The sequence below is a fragment of the Enterobacter sp. 22466 genome (genome assembly GCF_052044775.1).
Lineage (GTDB): Bacteria > Pseudomonadota > Gammaproteobacteria > Enterobacterales > Enterobacteriaceae > Enterobacter > Enterobacter dissolvens.
On the sequence record NZ_JBQENX010000004.1, the window covers coordinates 340,442 to 357,235 of the forward strand.

Below are 16,794 nucleotides of genomic sequence, written 5' to 3' on the forward strand. Positions count from 1 at the left end.
ATGGCGCGTGAATCCAGACTGCGACGGGATTTACCCGTCGATATCGATGTGGATGCCATCTGGCGGATTGCGGAGCACATCGGTGCCACCCATAAGCAGTTTCGGGCGGCGTATTCCCGGGCCCTGAAACGTACCGCCGCCACGCTGCGTAAAAAAGCCATGGCAGACCTGAAAGACGGGCTGGCCCCCCGCAGTCTGGATCTGGTCCGCCGTCGTCTGCTTTCCTTTCGTCTTGATCGCTCCTCTCAGTCAAAACTGGATAACTTTCGTCTCTGGTTTGGCCTGAATGCCATCAAGGTAAAAGACCTGAAAGGCCGGATTAACGGGCGGGTAAGGCCACACCATACCCGGCGGGATAAATCCACCGGACGGTTTATTAAGGCGCGGCGCCAGGCGGAGAACGCCGGTTTTACCCCAAAAGGGAGCCTGCTTTCACCGCGCACGTATGAAAACGGTGAAGTGGCACGCTCCCGTCGGGAAAACAGGCGGACAGTGGTCATTCGCGATCCTGACACCCGGCGGACCCGCGAAGCGGAAATTGATATTTATGAGCCGATGCTGAACTACATCGAAGATAACGCCTTTGCAGAGGCGATGGAGATTTTCATGCATCACTTTGAAACCGATCTGCGCGGGCGTGTGAAAGCCCGTATTTCTGTCTGAGGTTAACCATGGCCGAGCCATTGCTGCTGGGGCAGTACCACGATGCTGTCACCGGCGCGCTGAAAAAAATTGACTGGGTGCGCGACGCCGATGCCTATCCGGAAAAAAATGTCCCCCGCTTTACCGGGCTGACAACGCCGGCGGTGTATTTCTCCATTAACGGCTGGGAGCAGGGCGGAGGCAACGAGGGGCAGCTCAACGTTAATTTGTCCTGCGATTTGTTCGTGGTGGTGGATGCGGCCGGCGCGGGTGTCAGCCGGCCGGAAATTTTCCTGCGCACGGCGGCCGCAGATATCACCCAGTGGATTGATGGCCAGCTGTTCGGCCTGACCAGTCTGGAGCCCGCCGTGTTTATCGATGCGTCACGCGATGAGTTTGATCCGCGCATGGATGATTATCTGGTCTGGCGGATTTCCTTCACACAGTCAGCGGCCTTTGGTGCGGATCCGTTTGCGCAGATCAATGCCCCGCTGAATGCCGTCTGGCTCGGTAAGGCGCCGGATATCGGTCGGGCACATGTGGACGATTATCAGCTGATTTACGAGGCGAAACCCGATGAGTGATATTGAGGGCGATTTACAGCGCCGCCTGGCAAACATTGTCCGGCGCGGGGTTATTCATTCCGTTAAGCATGACGGTATACCGAAATGCCGGGTGGATCTGGGCGACATCACCACCACCTGGCTGCCGCTCTGCCAGAGCTTTTCGGGTACTAACCGGGCTGACTCCAATCCGTATGCGGTCGGGGATGCAGTCACGGTACTGTCGGAGGCGGGCGATCTGAATAATGGCCGGGTGTTTCCCGGCTGGAATACCGGCGGTCTGCCGGTGCCGGAGGGCAGCGACAGCGAGCATATAACCCGTTACGGCGACGGTACCGAGATCCGCTATGACCGTGCCGCGCATGCCCTGACCATCACTCTGGCGGAGGGCGGGACCTACAAAATCATCGGAAAAGGTACGCTGGACGGTCCGGTGGAAATTACCGATACCCTGACCGTACAGGGGAAAACGCAGATAAACGCCGACACAAACGTGGCCGGGAATATCGGTGCAACCCAGGAGATTTCGGACGGTACCGGGAAAATGAGCGGGATCCGCGAAACCTACAACCGCCATGATCACAAAGAAAATGGTGACGGCGGTGGTACCACAAATCCCCCCAATCAAAAAATGTGACCTGCCGCGGCAGGTTTTTTTATGCCTGGAGAAAATGAATGGCGAATTTACATGGTGTGGAAACGATCGAACTGACATCCGGTACGGTCGCGGTCACGACGATCCAGACGGCCATTATCGGTCTGGTGGGTACCGCGCCGGATGCCTCAGCTGGGACACCGGCAGCGGGTACCGTCGGGACGCCTATTCTGGATAACGTTGTGGAGTTTGCCGCGACGATCGCCGGCAGGGCGGGCAATGTCCTGTCGGTTGAGGCGGTAGCCGGTGTTCCTGATGCAGAAAATCCCGCCGCAGTGGATACGACGGCTGTGTGGGACGCAACGGCATTAACGCTGACCATCACGCTGGGCTGTGATGACACCGGAAAGCTGACGGCAACTCCGGCAGATGTTGCTGCTGCCGTCGGCACGGTGGCGGATGTGAAGATGACAGCAAAGGGTACCGGCAGCGGTATTGTCACTCCGTTCAGCCTGCAGCTGTCCGGTGGCGAGGATGAGCCGTTCCCGCTGAATACGCCGGTGGCGATTGTCGGTACCACGATGCTTTCCCGTCTCGGCGATAAAGGCACTCTGAAACAGGCGCTGATCGAAATCAACGACCAGCGAAATGCCCTGACTGTGGTGATCCGTGTCGCCGAAGATGCTGACGCGGCAAAACAACGGGCGGCGGTACTGGCCGGGATTGGTGCGCTGTCGTCTGCAAAATCGGTTACGACGTACCAGCCCCGTATCGTGATAGCACCGGGTTTCAGTGAAGATGATGCCGTGGGTAAGGCGCTGGAGACCGTTGCCGGCAAGCTACGCGCAGTGGCGTATGTAGACTGTGAATCCGGTGCCACACAGCAGGAAGTGGTACCGCGTCGTCAGTCCTACGGCATGCGTACTGAGCTGCTGCGCCCGCGCGTTCAGGTCAGCAACGCTGACGGTCAGCTGGTCTACCGTCCGTATTCTGCCTTTGCGGCGGGGCTGCGTGCCCGTATCGACTTTGAGAAGGGCTGGTGGTGGAGCAAATCTAACCAGGACATTAACAATATCCTCGGCGTGGAGCAGATCGACGAGTTCATTCTCGGCGATGAAAACTGCGACGCCAACCAGCTCAACATGCAGAACGTCTCCACCATCATCCGCCGGGCCGGTTTCAAGCACTGGGGCAACCGTCTGTGTGGCACCAACCCGCAGTGGCGCTTCGAATCGGTTCGCCGTACCGCCGACGACATTATCGGCACCATCAACACCTATATGCGCCAGCTGATCGGGCTCGGTGCCATTTTTGGTGGCCGCGCCTGGCTGGATGAGGAGCTTAACACGGCAGAGAGCATGGCGGCGGGCGTGCTGTACATCAACTATGACTTTGGTCCGAAATCGCCGACTGAGCTTATCAGCCTGCGCGTCCGGGTGAATAACAACTATGCGCTTGAGGAGATGCTGGCAGCATGAGCGAGAAAAACACGTTACGCGTCTGGACCTTCTTCCGGCAGGGGATCCGTATTCAGGGCGCGCATGAATTTACGCCGCCGACACTGTCCGTTGTCAAAACCGATCTGCGTACCGGCGCGCAGGATGCCCCCTCTCCCGTGGATGACGGTATGGAGGCCCTGACCTGCCAGCTGAAATTTTACGGGGTGGATGTGGACATGCTGACCGCCTTCGGTTTTGTCAGCGGCAGCCGTCCGCGCTTTACGGCGTATCAGGGCTATCTGGCGAACGGTACCGCGCTGGGCACCATCGAGGAGAGCGAGGGCTTTGTGCAGACCGTCACCCCGGATGCGCGGGGCAAGGACAGCCTGTCGGAAAATGCCGTCACGGTGGATATCGCCGTGAGCTATTACCGCCAGACCAAAGACGGTCGCGAGCTCTTTGCCATTGATACTGAGCGCTTCGTGCGGCGCGTGAATGGTGTGGATGTGTTATCCAGCCTGGCGGCTAAAGTCCGCCTTTAATTAAAAAAACTGACAACGGCCTGCGGGCCGTTTTTTTATGGAGATAAAAATGTCTTTTCCAGGTGAAACCCGCGTTATCAAACTGTATTCCCCCGTCACGCTTGAAAATGGCAGTGCGCTCAACCAGGTGATGCTGCGCGAGCCACTGGTGCGTGACCGCATCGCCTTTTCCAAAGACCACGGCAGTGAAGAAGAAAAAGAAGCGCGCATGATTGCGCTACTGTGCAACCTCAGCGAGCAGGATATCTGGCTGCTGACGGCGGCGGATTATGCGCAGCTGCTGGACGCGTTTAATGTTTTTATGCTCCCGCCCGGGGAGCGTCCGAAAGAGGATTAATCCAGGCGATACGTTTTCTCGGGCGGCGTCTGCATTTTCCCATGACGGAATACCTGAATATGCCGTTCAGCGTGTTTTCTGATTTTCTCACCGACGAAGTGGAGGCGGTAAATCGTGGCCGGATTAGGCCAGAACCTTAAGGCCGTCATTACCTTTGGCGGCAATATCGACAGTTCATGGAGCCGTTCTGCGAACGGCCTGCAAAAGAGCCTGAAGGATGTCGGTAAGCAGTCAGAAAAGCTGACGAAAGACCAGGCGAAGCTGGCAGCGGAAATCAAGCGGGCAAAGCTCGCCGGGCAGAGTCTTGGCGATCTTAAACGTCGTTACAGCGACGTATCCCGTGAAATCCGCAAAACCGTAGCCGAGCAGCAGAAACTGAACCAGCAGATGCAGAAGGCACAGCGGCTGGCGGCATTCAAGGGAGCCGGTAAAGGTCTGTTTCGTCGGGGGCTGGGTATCGCCGGTCAGCTGGGCGGCATGGTGGCGCCAGGGCTGGCGATCGGCGGCGGCGGGGTGGTGGCTTCCGCGCTGGGCACCCTGATTGCCCCGGCGGCCACCAACGCGGAGACGGCCCGGCGAGCCGGCGTGGCGAATAGCTATGGCGTGGATATTCCGACGTTTGATGCCTGGGACACGCTCGCAAAACAGTACGACATGAACGGGGAGAACATCGGCGATCTGTTCGAGGAGTATCTGCATAAGGCGGGGGAGTACAAGCAGAACGGCAAGCAGGGGGCGCTGCAGGACGCGTTTGAAACGCTGGGGTTAAGGCGGGCGATTTTGCCGGGCTCAGCGATATGGCGCAGTTTGAGAAAATCGTTGAGCGTGCGCTCAGCCTGCAGGATGAATCGAAAGCCTCGTTTGCGCTCGATTCCCTGTTTGGCGGTGAGGCCAGCAAAATGCTGATGCTGCTGAAGCAGTCCGGGAAGAGTTACCGCGATCTAATGGACGAGCAGCGCCGGTATAACCTAGTCACGAAAGAGGGCGCAGAAGGTGCAATGGAAGGCAACCGCGCCATTACTAACCTGCAGACCGTGTTCTCTTCTGCAGTGGCGGAAATTTCCGGCCAGCTGGGTAACGAGCTGGCACCGGATGTGCGCCGTCTTACTGATGATCTGGCAGAGTGGTTTAAAGGCGGCGGGATCAAGCGCATTGTCAGTTTCCTGCGTAATGATCTTTATCCGGGCGTGCTGACGTTCGGGCAGGGAATTGTTTTTGTCGGGAAGGTGGCATACGCGCTGGCAAAAAAACTGTCCTGGCTGCTGCCGGATGAGCGAAGCGATCAGCGGGATGTCCTTAAATCGCTGGCCATGACTGGATCGGTCGATATCGCCCGGATGACGGCGCAGCGAAACGGCCAGGGAGAATGGTTTGAACAGCAGCTGAAGGAAAAGCCTGACCTGCCTGACGATGTGAAAAAATCTTATCGGGATACGCGGGGCTTTTTCCGTGATGACGAGGAGACATTCAACACCACCCTCGATAAGTATCTGACCCCGGAGAACAGCGGCGGACTGTTCGGACCGGACGGGTTAGTGAAGCCGGTACAGCAGCCTGTCACACCCGGTACCGGCCCGACGGTATGGGATAATTATCCCCGGACCCTGCTGGCGCCATTACCGCCAGAAACATCCCCGCAGATGGTACCGGGCATAACGGAGCAGGGCAAACCCGGGCAGACTGCCGTACCGCGCACCGTTCCGCTTCCAGGTAATGCTGACGACGGCCGGGGGAATGCCAGCATGGATGCGGAAGGCCGCTGGGATATGTTGTTGCAGAAACTGGATGCAGCGGACGCCGCACCCGCACCACGGCAACTGACAGACAACCGCCGGTTCGAATACCGGTTTGAAATTCACGGCGCACCGGGGCAGGACGAGCGGGGGATTGCTGACGAGGTGGAAGCTGTGACGAAAAGCAGCCCGGCTTTTACGGGTGACAGCAGCATGCTGGACGGAGGGCAAATCTGGTGAGTGAAATCATTCCTGTCTTTGAAGACTTCGGGCAGGCAGGGGCCAGCGCGGCGCGTGGTGCACAGGCCGCCCGGGTGATGATGATGCTGGGCGATTTCGCCTTTTCCATCGATACCACGGCCTATAACCAGCTGACCCGTGAGGCCAGCTGGCGATGGAGCGAGCAGGAGCGTATCGGCAAACAGGACCTGCTGCAGTATACCGGCAAGCCAGGGAGAACCGTCCGGCTTGAAGGTGAATCGCATGCCTTCTTCCGTAAGGGGGTGGATGCCGTTAACGATCTCTACGATCTCGCCGACCAGAACAAGCCACAGCAGTTGGTCAGCGGTGAAGGGGATGTGCTGGGCTGGTGGGTGGTGATCGACTTCTCCGACACGACAAACCGTTTCCTGCCCGGTGGCGGCCACCGAAATAAAAACTGGACGATGACGCTGAAACATTATGCCGACGACATATCAAACCCGTGACGGTGATGTGCTGGATGCTGTCTGCGCGTTGCATTACGGCACGGAAAACCTGTCTTATATCGTGACACAAGTGCTTGAAGCGAATCCGGGGCTGGCTGATGCCGGCGCGGTTTACCCGTCAGGTCTCTTTATCACCCTGCCGGATCTGGCACCGCCGGTTCAGGACTCCGCCTTCAGCCTGTGGGATTAATATGACTGAACAGATTGTGAAACCGGAATACGCGCCGGCGTTCAGCGTCAGCGCGGAGGGAAAGGATATCACCCGCGCGCTGCAGCAGAGCCTGGCAGAGATGACGCTGACCGATTACGGTGGCGCCACGGCAAAAGCGGATGAGCTGAAAATCACGTTACTTTCAGAAACCCTCCCTTTACCGACAAAAGGCGCGCGGTTACGCGTGGCGCTGGGCTTCAACGACCAGTTAGTGGATAAGGGCTGGTTCGTGGTCTCCGGCGTCGGCAGCAGTGGTCCGCCACGACGTGTGGAAATTTATGCCACGGCCGCGCCCATGAACGCGCAGAAACAGCCCGGTGATGTGCTGAGCCAGAAGACCCGAAGCTGGGATAATCTGCGACTGGCGGATCTGGTTAAAACCGTGGCCACCGAAAACGGTCTGGTACCGAAAGTGGCCACGGAGCTTGCGAATATCCATATTGACCATGTTGATCAGGTGGCGGAGTCTGACGCCAACCTGCTGACCCGACTGGCCCGGACCTGGAATGCCGTCAGTAAACCCTCTGGCGGATACTGGCTTTTTCTCCGGCAGGGCGCAACGGCTAACGCCTCAGGTGAGCAGACCGGGGAACTGGTTATCACCCCGGAGGAAGTCTCAAACTGGTCATACAGTGAGGGCGAGCGGGGGAGTTCGACGGGTAAAGCCACCGGCAGCAGCGGTAAGTCATCGGGCAAAATCGGTGTGCGTTATTATGATGAAGCGGACGGGAAGACCAAAACCACCACGGTTGACCATGACGGCCCCTCGATGGCGAATCCCTATACCCAGCCCGCAAAGGCCACTGCTGACCAGCAGGCCAAATCGAAAAAAACGCAGGCCCGGCGCAATGAGCAGAAAATGACGGTGACAGGACCGTGCCGCCGGAAGCATGTCCCGCTCACAGCAGAATCCGGCGTCTCCACTTCCGGCTTTGGCGAGCGGGAAGATCGTTCCTGGGTGGTGGAATAGCTGGTCTATTCCCTGACGCCTGCCGGGTTCAGCTACACGTACAACCTGGTGGTGGATATCCGCAAGCCTGCGAAATCCTCAAAAAAATCCGGCAGCAAGGATAAAACCGGCCCGGATTATTTCGGTTAACTCTCCGCCACCTGGCGATCCTCATACGGAAAAACATTATGAACGGTGTAAACAACCGGACCGGTAAACGCCTGTCCGGCAGCGATCATTTGCGCCAGTCCGTCAGCGACATCCTCTCCACACCGCTCGGCAGTCGCGTTCTGGTGCGTGATTACGGCAGTGACCTGTTTTCGCTGGTGGACAACCCTCGCGACGATCTCACCCGACTACGGATTATCGCGGCCACGGCTTCAGCGCTGGCACGCTGGGAGCCCCGGTTGCGGGTTACGCGTGTGATGGTTACTTTCCCGGCCGATGAAACAGGGTGTGTCGTCGATATCGAGGGGATCAACAAAGAGAATAATCTTCCCGTCAGCACCGGAGGCATACAGATTTATGGCAAGTAGTTACGACGTAATTAACCTGTCCGCGCTGGCGGTACCGGATGCCATTGTGGTACCGGATGCCGCCGATATTTTTACCCGCTGGCTGGCGCGCCTGCGCGAACTGGATCCGGAGTTCGACGCCCTGGTCGAATCTGACCCGGCGTATAAACAGGGGGAGATCAACGCATACCAGTTGACGCTGGCGTTTCAGCGTGTCAACGACGCGGTAAGGGCTGTTTTCCTTGCCAGCGCCAGAGGAGCCGATCTCGACCAGCTGGGCGCGGCCTTCAACGTTTCCCGCCTGGTGATTGTCCCCGGCGATCCGAATGCGGTACCACCCGTCGAACCTGTCTATGAAAATGATGACGCTTTTCGCGAACGCATCCAGCTTTCGTGGGCGCAGCTGAACACTGCCGGCGCGCGTAACGCGTACCGCTTTCATGCCAAATCGGCCGATAACGATGTGCTTGACGCGGATGCCTACGGGCCGGAGACGCATAACCGACCCGGTGAAGTGGATGTGTATGTGCTGTCGCGAACGGGCAACGGTCAGGCGGGCCTGATTCTTATCGAAACCGTGATGAACAAACTGAGTGCCGATGAAGTCAGGCCGCTGACCGATTATGTGAGCGTGAAAAGTGCCACTGTGGCCAGCTATGCCGTCACGGCTGAACTCGATATTCCTGACGGGCCGGATGCGCAGACGGTGCTGGAGAATGCCATCAGCACGCTGACGAGCTATACCCAGCTTTCCCATCGTATTAACGCCATCGTACCGCTTTCAGCGATTTACTCAGCGCTACAGCAGCCCGGCGTATCCCGGGTCAAATTGATCAGCCCGACGGCCGATCTGGAAGCGGCTGCCGGGCAGGCGCCGTGGTGCAGCGCGATAAACGTCACGCGCAAAGGAGGCACCAGTGGATAAATTTCGATCTCTCCTTCCCCCTTCAGCCATTCATCCGGAGCGGGCGCTGGAGCAGGCCGGCACGGAGCAGATCACCGGGCTGGATACGGACATGGTCCGGAAGGTGAAAAACCCTGATACCTGCCCTGCACATCTGCTGCCCTGGCTCGCCTGGGAATTTGCGGTGGATTCATGGGAAGACGCCTGGACGGAGGAAGAAAAACGGCAGGTGATTAAGGATGCCGCGTACGTCCATCAGCACCGCGGTACCGCCGGCGCGGTCAGACGGTCACTGAGTGCCGTCAGTCTGCCGACGACCGTCGTGGAGTGGAGGGAGGATGAGCCCCGCAAGCCCCCGTATACCTTCCGGGTGGAGGTCTACAGCCTCCAGGCAATTGATGAGGCGCTGTATCAGCGCATACGCCGTCAGGTGGATAAAGCCAAAAACCTGCGCAGCCTGCTGACCACCATTGATGTGATCGCCGATCTGGGCGCGAAGGGAACCTATTACACGGGCGGTGCTGTCACCGCCTGGATTGATGTTGATATTGAGGCAGGAGTTTAGCCATGGCTGAGAAGTATTACAGCATTCTGACCAACCGGGGCAAGGAGCTGGAGGCGCAGTCCTCTGCGACCGGGAAGCCCGTCATTATTAAAGATTTTGCGGTGGGCGACGGGAACGGCCAGCCCGTTAAGCCGGATCCGGCACAGACGAAACTGGTCCGTGAAGTCTATCGCAACGCGATATCGGCGCTGCAGGTTTCGCCAGACCAGACGAACCAGTTTATTGCTCAGCTGGTGTTAGCGACAGGTTTAGGCGGGTTTGTGGTGAGGGAGGTTGGCCTGCTGACCGATTCAGGGGAACTGTATTCCGTTGCGAACTGTGCGGCCATCGAGAAACCGGAAAACGGTGTCAGCGTCAACCTGCAATACCGCCTTGCGGTCTCTGAAACTGCGAGCATTGAGCTGAAGGTGGCAACCGGCGATGGCCTGTTTCTGCGACAGGATGCGAACCTGAGCGATGTGAAGGATGTTGTTAAGTCACGAAAAAGCCTGGGCCTGAAGGGGGCTGCCGTACTGGACGTGGGGAAAGTTGCCAATACTGTTGCGGCAGGCGATGACACGCGAATTGTTAATGCTCTGCAGAAAAATAACAACCTGTCTGACCTAGCAGATAAAGTGCTGGCGCGCGCTAACCTGCAGTTAAAAACAGCCGCTGTGGCTGACATCCAGACATCAAAAGATGATGTCACCGTCGGACGTGTTCTGGTCAATGGTAGCGCACTGGCTTTGCGGACAGTGCTGGCGGGGGCGGGGAGGCCAGTTACTGACTTTGATGACCTTCCTGGAAATTCGGTGAGTTTTGGATATTCCGATGCAACAAATTCCCCCGGATTTACTGGTTCTGTAATAGATTATTCCGGTACCAATGGAGGGTACAGGGTTCAAATTGCAGCCCAATATAACGGCAACGGGAACCACATTGCATTTCGCACACGCAACGGCGATGCGGTTGGGGCATGGAATCCATGGGGAGAGCTTTACCACACACGGAATAAACCGACTGCCGGAGATGTTGGCGCGGTTGCCAAAACGGGCGACACTATGACTGGAGCGTTAACGGTTCCGGGAGTCAGTAACACTGGGGATTACTTTCTGCGTAACCTCGTAAACCGCCATATTCGTTTTGAGTACCTCAAAAATGATGGCACTTGGGTTACTGACGGCTACATCTATAAAGATGGTGTTGATTCCCCAAATCGCCGCCCCGGCGTCAGAATTAATTGCGCGACACCTGATAAAGACAAAGGGAATACCACTAATTCAGGGGAATGGGTGTTTGGTGAGGATGGAAACCTGACTTGTCCAAAACAGGTTGTTCCAGGTAGCTATGCCAACTTTGACGCCCGCTATCAGGCCAAAGGAAACTACACCCCTGCCGGTCAGGCTTACACCAAAGCTGAGAGTGATGGTAAATATCAGTTAAAGGGGAATTATGCGTTAGTCGGTGCATCTTATACGAAAGCTGAGACTGATGCGCGCTATGGTGTTGTAAATGCCATGAGACGTGGTGGTCAGCAGCTTCGAAATCCCACTGATGCATTTTTTGGTAACTGGGAATCACCTGCTGGTTGTGTTGTGACGGGTATAACGATGGAAAACAGAAGTGACGGACGCAAACTAGGCGTTTATTACCGCCAGATGCAATATCTCAATAAGCAAACTGGTGCCTGGGTAAACGTAGGAGATTAATTATGGATAAGTTCATTAACCCAACCATTTACAGATATGAGCATGTGGAAATTGATGGAATGATGCGGACTGGCCTGTATTTCCAGGACATCCACGGACGGGACTGGTATGAAACCCTTCGTTCCTGGAAAGGTGCTATCTCGCTAGATGATGATGGAATTGTTATTGCATATGAAACAGATGTGTCATATATGGGTATACAAGAAGGCCGCGATGTTTATGAAGTAGACCCTTCAAGCGTGCCTGCCAATGTGTTGGGGAATTTTAAGTTTTCTGAGGGCGCTTTTATTGATATCCGCCCAGGTGATAATGAAGTTGCGGAGCGAAAGAAAAGTGAATTGATGAGGGCTGCGGATAGTGCAACTGCCCCCCTTCAGGATGCTGTTGATTTAGGTATTGCAACAAGTGAAGAAAAAGAATCGTTACTAGCATGGAAAAAATATCGGGTGCTCCTCAATCGGATTGATGTTAAAGAAGCACCGGAAATAGATTGGCCCGAAATCCCGAAATAAAATTGATTATTTTAACCTAATAACCTGTTTCTTCTCAGTAAAAACAACTGTGTTGTCGGGGATATCTTTATTTATAAAGCTCATGGCCCCAATTGACACATTATCCCCAATGGTTAGGTTATGACCAATTATGCATGTGCCGGTGCCGATCTCAACATTATCACCGATTCTTATAATTGGATCACTAAAATGCTCACCAACTCCGCCACCAATGCCGATAGTGCAGTTGTGGCGGATTTTAAAATTACTGCCAATTACAGAAGAACCGTTTATCGCTACTGATAAAAAATGAGTTACAACAAGCCCGGGTTTGATTGTTGCGGCTAGTTGAATTTCTGTGTTATATTTTTGAATTAATTTTCTGTTGATATGTCGGGCCATATTTTTCTTAAATGAACCGCCGCTTTGGAAGAGGTAAGATGCAATTCTCCACCAGAAATTAAAGCGTCTATCCGGGCATTTGTATGCTTTATGTAGCACTTTAAACCATGAAAACGATTTGTTGTTCATTATGACTTCTTGGCGAAGGCATTCATGTAGGTGATTTTTTAAGATTTTCTTATTCATCTATGAAAGCTCTTTTTTATGTGAGTCTTGTTATGTTTGGGGTTGAAGTCCTGTTGCATAAAACAACAGGACTTTAATATAAGATGGTTATCGATGTAACAACCGACTGCAAAGCATCTTATCAACGCGAGGCCAACGTCCTTACACTGGTCATAGAATGAAGTCTTTATATTTGTTCTTGTTGTCAACAAGATACTCAGGGAACTCTGGTGTTTTAAGGTCCTGTTGGATTAGTTTTCTATCTCGCCCCCAGATATCTTCAGCATTTTTTAAAACTTTCATGATATGTTCAGGGTTGTTAAAGTCAGGTGTATTATATTCTTGATGCGAGATGGTAGACATCTTTTCAGAGATGCGTTCAGGAGTCATTACCCATGAAAAGTGCCAGCCACCATTATCGATAACTTTATTGTTGAATTTGAACCAATTCCACTTGAACCATGACCATTTTTTAGATAGGCGGTTACGCTTGATGTTTCTGAATGTCTCTGGTTCACCATCAAAAAACTCCAACAGGTTCTTATATGTTGTAGCCCTTGGAAGTGTGCACTTACGGGGAGTACCATCTTTGTTGAACACTTGCATGTTGAACTGATAGTTATAAAAATTTTGATGGATGGTAGTGCACAAATGACGTGGATTAATTTTTTTTATCGCTTCTGGCTTAAAAATTTCATCAACGTCAGAAACAATAATTATATCGTCAGGCTTTGCATCTACCAGACCTTGCATAATGCTATTACGGTGGCTCGCTTCTACTTCCCATGGATCAACTTCATAATCAGGGCTGTATTTTGTTCCTGGTAATTTCGTCGGTTCAGTGTCGTTTACAACATAGATAATTTTATCAGCGAACGCCTTGAATTTATCAATATTGAAATTGAGTGGTTTGGGGCGACCCGTGAAAGTGTACTTTGATTCAACAATAACAAATTTATCTACAACATTAGCCAACGTGTGTAGTCGGATGTCTAGCAACATATCTTCATCGTAGTAGAGAAAGCAGTCATAAATCATTATGGAAATCCTTAAAATAGCGCCCAAATCACGCGTTTTCCTGGCTCTGTCGCCTGTCAGTAATTACTTAATGCTACCTGAGCAGCCTCGTTATATGCAATAGCGGGCTGCCCTGTGTGGTTAAGGTTGCATCCACCGATCACGCGCTTGCCGTGTTATGGAGATCATTTTCTGTATCTCGCCGAGCATGAATTTTTCCGCTTCATCGCACGGCATTACCACATAGCCGGAACGGATCACATGTTCCAGGCACGAATCGGGGTTCATAACCACTTCGCCAGGCATAAGAGGGTGACAGGCCACGGGCAGAACGTTTTCGAAGTAGGTGATTACTGCGTAATTACCCTGATGAGTGGGGCTGGAAGTTTGCTGTTTTAACTTTCTTTCACACTCTATGAAGTAGCGGCGAATCTCTCTGCCTTTATCGTTCCGTTCTACCATAGCCAGTTCTTTGGCGGTGTCGAGTGTGAGATGGTAATCCTTCCGGTTGTGGCCACCTCGTCCAGAATTTTGCTTTCCAGGATTGGAAAGCAAAACGTAGTCTTGATTTTCAATGAGGCCATAATCGGCAATGCGATCTTTTATCCAGGCTGCAAAAACTTTTCCGACTGATAAGAACGCATGGAGATCGCGCGCACCACAGAGAAGGGTAGTTTCATTGCAAATCTTGCCGTTAAAGAGGGGGATAAGTTGAGTGGTCATAGTGACGCCCTCATTTGGTTTCATGATTAATCACCACCGCTGACGCCAATCAGTTAGGTGGTGAACTGTGCAGGGTTGGCGTAACCGGAGAAACCAACCGGCGCGGATTGCTCCGCCCCCACACAGCCCACCATAATGCGAAGATGTGACTATGCAAACGACAATCAAAAACACGCTTGCGGTGTGTTGTTGTCGCGGTCTCTATCCAGGACGCCAATCCCGACACCAGATTTTGCTGGTGCAGGTCGAGTATTGGAAAAAATCATTTTTATGTCAACGTCGGTCAAAAAATCATTCTCCAAACCTAGGCGTAAGTGCATGATAATGCTTACGTTCACGCAACGTAAAATGCATCAAAAAACAGACTGAAAATGGATTTATCTTTTTGAATTAAAAGGGAAAGTTATTCTTTTCTTGTTTCTTTGAACTCAGAAGGTTTAAAGCTGAAAAGAGACCAAATCATACGCTTACGGCAAGGTTTGAAAAGCCATTCACGCCGAAAATATCGATGGGATCAATTTTGGCGTAACGCTTAAGTGATAGCGGGAATATAAGAGGAAGACCGTCTGGCTGAGTCGCCAGACGGTGGAAGGGTCATGCTTTACGCGTTGCGGCTTTCATCGCCGTAACAAATGCTTTGAGTTCAGTCAGCATCTGCTCGGGCTTGTCCACGTTCTTCTCAATGATTTTGACGATAGCAGAGCCGGAGATCGCGCCTGCCGCTTTTGCGTCAATTGCCGCCGTAACCTGATCCGGGGATGAAATCCCGAATCCCTGCAGCGGAGGTGCTGCGTGGTATTCAGCCAGTTTTTCTACCAGATGGTGCAGCGGCAGCGCGGCTTTGTTCTCTGCACCCGTCACGCCCGCGCGGGAGAGCAGGTAGGTGTAACCCCGGCCGTAAGAGGCAATCTGGCGCAGCAGTTCGTCATCCGCGTTTGGCGGGCAGATGAAAATCGGCGCTACGTTGTGACGCATAGCCGCCTGGCGGAATGGTGCAGACTCTTCAACCGGGACGTCGGCCACCAGCACGGAGTCAACGCCGACCCGCGCGCACTCGGCATAAAATTCGTCGATTCCGCGGTTAAAGACCAGGTTGGCATACATCAGCAGGCCAATCGGAATGGTCGGGTGCTTCTGGCGGATCGCGGCCAGCATCTCAAAACACTGCGTTGGAGTCACACCCGCGGCAAAGGCACGCAGGGTGGCGTTTTGAATGGTCGGGCCATCCGCCAGAGGATCAGAGAACGGGATCCCCAGCTCCAGCGCATCGGCACCGGCTTCTATCAGGGCGTCGATAATTTTTAGCGACTGCTCCGGGCCCGGATCGCCCAGGGTGACGAAGGGAACGAACGCGCCTTCCTGGCGGGATTTCAGTTGTGCAAATGCGTTATCGTAGCGTTCCATCAGATTTCCCCTCGTGCTTTCAGAATATCGTGAACGGTGAAGATATCTTTGTCACCGCGACCGGAAAGGTTAACGACCAGCAGTTGCTCTTTTTCCGGATTTGCTTTCATCATTTTCAGCGCGTGCGCCAGGGCATGCGAGGACTCCAGCGCCGGGATGATCCCTTCGTTACGACACAGCGTCTTAAACGCGTCCAGCGCTTCGTCATCGGTAATGGAGACGTAGTCCGCGCGTCCGGTGCTATTCAGGAACGCATGCTGTGGCCCGACGGACGGGAAGTCCAGACCGGCAGAAATAGAGTACGACTCTTCAATCTGGCCCTCATCGGTCTGCATCATCGGCGCTTTCATGCCGAAGTAGATCCCCACGCGGCCATGTTTCAGCGGTGCGCCGTGCTCACCGGTTTCAATCCCGTGACCAGCAGGCTCCACGCCAATCAGACCAACACGGGTTTCGTCGATAAAATCAGCGAACATCCCGATAGCGTTTGATCCCCCGCCCACGCAGGCGATCACCGCATCCGGCAGACGACCTTCTTTTTCAAGGATCTGGGCTTTGGTCTCTTCACCAATCATGCGCTGGAATTCACGCACGATAGTCGGGAACGGGTGTGGGCCAGCGGCCGTGCCAAGCATGTAGTGCGCGGTTTCATAGCTGCCAGACCAGTCGCGCAGCGCTTCGTTACAGGCATCTTTCAGCGTGGCTGAACCACTGTGCACCGGGATCACTTCTGCACCCATCAGACGCATACGGAACACGTTTGGAGACTGACGCTCAACGTCTTTCGCTCCCATATAGATGCGGCATTTCAGGCCGAGCAGGGCGCTGGCCAGTGCCGATGCCACACCGTGTTGACCCGCACCGGTTTCGGCGATGATCTCGGTTTTGCCCATCCGTTTTGCCAGCAGCGCCTGTCCTAACACCTGGTTGGTTTTATGCGCGCCACCGTGCAGCAGGTCTTCACGCTTGAGGTACAGCGTGGTTTTGGTGCCAGCGGTCAGGTTACGGCATTTGGTCAACGCCGTTGGACGTCCCGCGTAGTTTTTCAGCAGGTCAGTAAATTCAGCCTGAAACGCTGGGTCTTTCTGTGCGCTCACAAACGCTTCTTCAAGCTGGCGCAGCGCGGGCATCAGGATCTGCGGAACGTACATTCCACCGAACTCACCAAAATACGGGTTTAGTAATGTCGTCATTTTTTCTTC

Annotated in this window: 20 protein-coding genes and 1 pseudogene; 16 read left to right on the plus strand and 5 right to left on the minus strand. The window is 54.2% G+C overall.

Going from position 1 to position 16,794, the window contains the following annotated elements; translation table 11 throughout:
- The 16 genes and pseudogenes from ACTJJI_RS13830 to ACTJJI_RS13905 all read left to right on the plus strand — a co-directional run bounded on the left by ACTJJI_RS13830 (position 1) and on the right by ACTJJI_RS13905 (position 11,902).
- Complete coding sequence (locus tag ACTJJI_RS13830) at positions 1-663, plus strand: hypothetical protein (RefSeq protein WP_057071476.1); 663 nt, start codon at positions 1-3, stop codon at positions 661-663.
- Between the two features lie 8 nt (positions 664-671).
- Positions 672-1,226, plus strand: coding sequence for a hypothetical protein (locus tag ACTJJI_RS13835; RefSeq protein ID WP_136374486.1), 555 nt, complete (start codon positions 672-674; stop codon positions 1,224-1,226).
- Entirely contained in the window at positions 1,219-1,842 is a 624-nt protein-coding gene (locus ACTJJI_RS13840; RefSeq protein ID WP_440654461.1) for a phage baseplate assembly protein V, read from the plus strand. Before ACTJJI_RS13835 ends, ACTJJI_RS13840 begins: the two co-directional genes overlap by 8 nt.
- Before the next feature lie 38 nt (positions 1,843-1,880).
- Complete coding sequence (locus ACTJJI_RS13845) at positions 1,881-3,278, plus strand: phage tail sheath subtilisin-like domain-containing protein (RefSeq protein ID WP_440654463.1); 1,398 nt, start codon at positions 1,881-1,883, stop codon at positions 3,276-3,278.
- Positions 3,275-3,781, plus strand: coding sequence for a phage major tail tube protein (locus ACTJJI_RS13850; RefSeq protein ID WP_440654465.1), 507 nt, complete (start codon positions 3,275-3,277; stop codon positions 3,779-3,781). Before ACTJJI_RS13845 ends, ACTJJI_RS13850 begins: the two co-directional genes overlap by 4 nt.
- Before the next feature lie 49 nt (positions 3,782-3,830).
- On the plus strand, positions 3,831-4,118 hold the full coding sequence (locus tag ACTJJI_RS13855) for a phage tail assembly protein (protein ID WP_440654467.1): 288 nt from the start codon (positions 3,831-3,833) through the stop codon (positions 4,116-4,118).
- Between the two features lie 114 nt (positions 4,119-4,232).
- Positions 4,233-5,024 (plus strand): hypothetical protein, encoded by a 792-nt coding sequence (locus ACTJJI_RS13860; RefSeq protein ID WP_440654469.1) that lies wholly within the window; start codon positions 4,233-4,235, stop codon positions 5,022-5,024.
- Positions 4,916-6,091 carry a hypothetical protein gene (locus ACTJJI_RS13865; protein ID WP_440654471.1) on the plus strand — a complete coding sequence of 392 codons (1,176 nt, stop codon included), beginning with the start codon at positions 4,916-4,918 and terminating at the stop codon, positions 6,089-6,091. Before ACTJJI_RS13860 ends, ACTJJI_RS13865 begins: the two co-directional genes overlap by 109 nt.
- A 5-nt stretch (positions 6,092-6,096) precedes the next feature.
- Complete coding sequence (locus ACTJJI_RS13870) at positions 6,097-6,558, plus strand: phage tail protein (protein ID WP_369700818.1); 462 nt, start codon at positions 6,097-6,099, stop codon at positions 6,556-6,558.
- Complete coding sequence (locus ACTJJI_RS13875; protein WP_048701713.1) at positions 6,533-6,748, plus strand: tail protein X; 216 nt, start codon at positions 6,533-6,535, stop codon at positions 6,746-6,748. The genes ACTJJI_RS13870 and ACTJJI_RS13875 overlap by 26 nt, the downstream gene beginning before the upstream one ends.
- A gap of 1 nt (position 6,749) precedes the next feature.
- Positions 6,750-7,868 (plus strand): annotated as a pseudogene (locus ACTJJI_RS13880) (contractile injection system protein, VgrG/Pvc8 family).
- A gap of 38 nt (positions 7,869-7,906) precedes the next feature.
- Positions 7,907-8,254: a GPW/gp25 family protein gene (locus tag ACTJJI_RS13885; RefSeq protein ID WP_440654473.1), complete on the plus strand. Its 348-nt coding sequence runs from the start codon at positions 7,907-7,909 to the stop codon at positions 8,252-8,254.
- Positions 8,244-9,158 carry a baseplate assembly protein gene (locus tag ACTJJI_RS13890; RefSeq protein WP_440654475.1) on the plus strand — a complete coding sequence of 305 codons (915 nt, stop codon included), beginning with the start codon at positions 8,244-8,246 and terminating at the stop codon, positions 9,156-9,158. The genes ACTJJI_RS13885 and ACTJJI_RS13890 overlap by 11 nt, the downstream gene beginning before the upstream one ends.
- Positions 9,151-9,702 carry a phage tail protein I gene (locus ACTJJI_RS13895; RefSeq protein WP_440654477.1) on the plus strand — a complete coding sequence of 184 codons (552 nt, stop codon included), beginning with the start codon at positions 9,151-9,153 and terminating at the stop codon, positions 9,700-9,702. Before ACTJJI_RS13890 ends, ACTJJI_RS13895 begins: the two co-directional genes overlap by 8 nt.
- A gap of 2 nt (positions 9,703-9,704) precedes the next feature.
- Entirely contained in the window at positions 9,705-11,390 is a 1,686-nt protein-coding gene (locus ACTJJI_RS13900) for a phage tail-collar fiber domain-containing protein (protein WP_440654479.1), read from the plus strand.
- Positions 11,391-11,392: 2 nt separating this feature from the next.
- On the plus strand, positions 11,393-11,902 hold the full coding sequence (locus tag ACTJJI_RS13905) for a tail fiber assembly protein (protein WP_440654481.1): 510 nt from the start codon (positions 11,393-11,395) through the stop codon (positions 11,900-11,902).
- A gap of 6 nt (positions 11,903-11,908) precedes the next feature.
- On the opposite strand, the gene ACTJJI_RS13910 is transcribed toward ACTJJI_RS13905, so the two are convergent.
- The 5 genes from ACTJJI_RS13910 to trpB form a co-directional block, all read right to left on the minus strand.
- On the minus strand, positions 11,909-12,412 hold the full coding sequence (locus ACTJJI_RS13910; protein WP_440654483.1) for a serine acetyltransferase: 504 nt from the start codon (positions 12,410-12,412) through the stop codon (positions 11,909-11,911).
- 207 nt (positions 12,413-12,619) lie between these two features.
- Complete coding sequence (locus ACTJJI_RS13915; protein ID WP_440654485.1) at positions 12,620-13,486, minus strand: benzoate transporter; 867 nt, start codon at positions 13,484-13,486, stop codon at positions 12,620-12,622.
- A 120-nt stretch (positions 13,487-13,606) separates the two neighbouring features.
- Entirely contained in the window at positions 13,607-14,188 is a 582-nt protein-coding gene (locus ACTJJI_RS13920) for an antA/AntB antirepressor family protein (RefSeq protein ID WP_440654487.1), read from the minus strand.
- Between the two features lie 594 nt (positions 14,189-14,782).
- The gene (gene trpA, locus ACTJJI_RS13925; RefSeq protein WP_046889826.1) at positions 14,783-15,592 is read right to left on the minus strand and encodes a tryptophan synthase subunit alpha; all 810 of its coding nucleotides are present in this window, start codon (positions 15,590-15,592) and stop codon (positions 14,783-14,785) included.
- Positions 15,592-16,785 (minus strand): tryptophan synthase subunit beta, encoded by a 1,194-nt coding sequence (gene trpB / locus ACTJJI_RS13930; RefSeq protein WP_014832232.1) that lies wholly within the window; start codon positions 16,783-16,785, stop codon positions 15,592-15,594. Before trpB ends, trpA begins: the two co-directional genes overlap by 1 nt.
- Between the last annotated feature and the right edge of the window lie 9 nt (positions 16,786-16,794).

Excerpts from the sequence above, each read along its gene's own strand:
- ACTJJI_RS13830 (WP_057071476.1), top strand. The coding sequence starts at position 1 with ATGGCGCGTGAATCCAGACTGCGACGGGATTTACCCGTCGATATCGAT.
- ACTJJI_RS13915 (WP_440654485.1), bottom strand. The coding sequence starts at position 13,486 with ATGATTTATGACTGCTTTCTCTACTACGATGAAGATATGTTGCTAGAC.
- ACTJJI_RS13855 (WP_440654467.1), top strand. The coding sequence starts at position 3,831 with ATGTCTTTTCCAGGTGAAACCCGCGTTATCAAACTGTATTCCCCCGTC.
- ACTJJI_RS13845 (WP_440654463.1), top strand. The coding sequence starts at position 1,881 with ATGGCGAATTTACATGGTGTGGAAACGATCGAACTGACATCCGGTACG.
- ACTJJI_RS13890 (WP_440654475.1), top strand. The coding sequence starts at position 8,244 with ATGGCAAGTAGTTACGACGTAATTAACCTGTCCGCGCTGGCGGTACCG.
- trpB (WP_014832232.1), bottom strand. The coding sequence starts at position 16,785 with ATGACGACATTACTAAACCCGTATTTTGGTGAGTTCGGTGGAATGTAC.
- ACTJJI_RS13865 (WP_440654471.1), top strand. The coding sequence starts at position 4,916 with ATGGCGCAGTTTGAGAAAATCGTTGAGCGTGCGCTCAGCCTGCAGGAT.
- ACTJJI_RS13905 (WP_440654481.1), top strand. The coding sequence starts at position 11,393 with ATGGATAAGTTCATTAACCCAACCATTTACAGATATGAGCATGTGGAA.
- ACTJJI_RS13835 (WP_136374486.1), top strand. The coding sequence starts at position 672 with ATGGCCGAGCCATTGCTGCTGGGGCAGTACCACGATGCTGTCACCGGC.
- ACTJJI_RS13850 (WP_440654465.1), top strand. The coding sequence starts at position 3,275 with ATGAGCGAGAAAAACACGTTACGCGTCTGGACCTTCTTCCGGCAGGGG.
- ACTJJI_RS13875 (WP_048701713.1), top strand. The coding sequence starts at position 6,533 with ATGCCGACGACATATCAAACCCGTGACGGTGATGTGCTGGATGCTGTC.
- ACTJJI_RS13900 (WP_440654479.1), top strand. The coding sequence starts at position 9,705 with ATGGCTGAGAAGTATTACAGCATTCTGACCAACCGGGGCAAGGAGCTG.
- ACTJJI_RS13885 (WP_440654473.1), top strand. The coding sequence starts at position 7,907 with ATGAACGGTGTAAACAACCGGACCGGTAAACGCCTGTCCGGCAGCGAT.
- ACTJJI_RS13910 (WP_440654483.1), bottom strand. The coding sequence starts at position 12,412 with ATGAACAACAAATCGTTTTCATGGTTTAAAGTGCTACATAAAGCATAC.
- trpA (WP_046889826.1), bottom strand. The coding sequence starts at position 15,592 with ATGGAACGCTACGATAACGCATTTGCACAACTGAAATCCCGCCAGGAA.
- ACTJJI_RS13840 (WP_440654461.1), top strand. The coding sequence starts at position 1,219 with ATGAGTGATATTGAGGGCGATTTACAGCGCCGCCTGGCAAACATTGTC.
- ACTJJI_RS13920 (WP_440654487.1), bottom strand. The coding sequence starts at position 14,188 with ATGACCACTCAACTTATCCCCCTCTTTAACGGCAAGATTTGCAATGAA.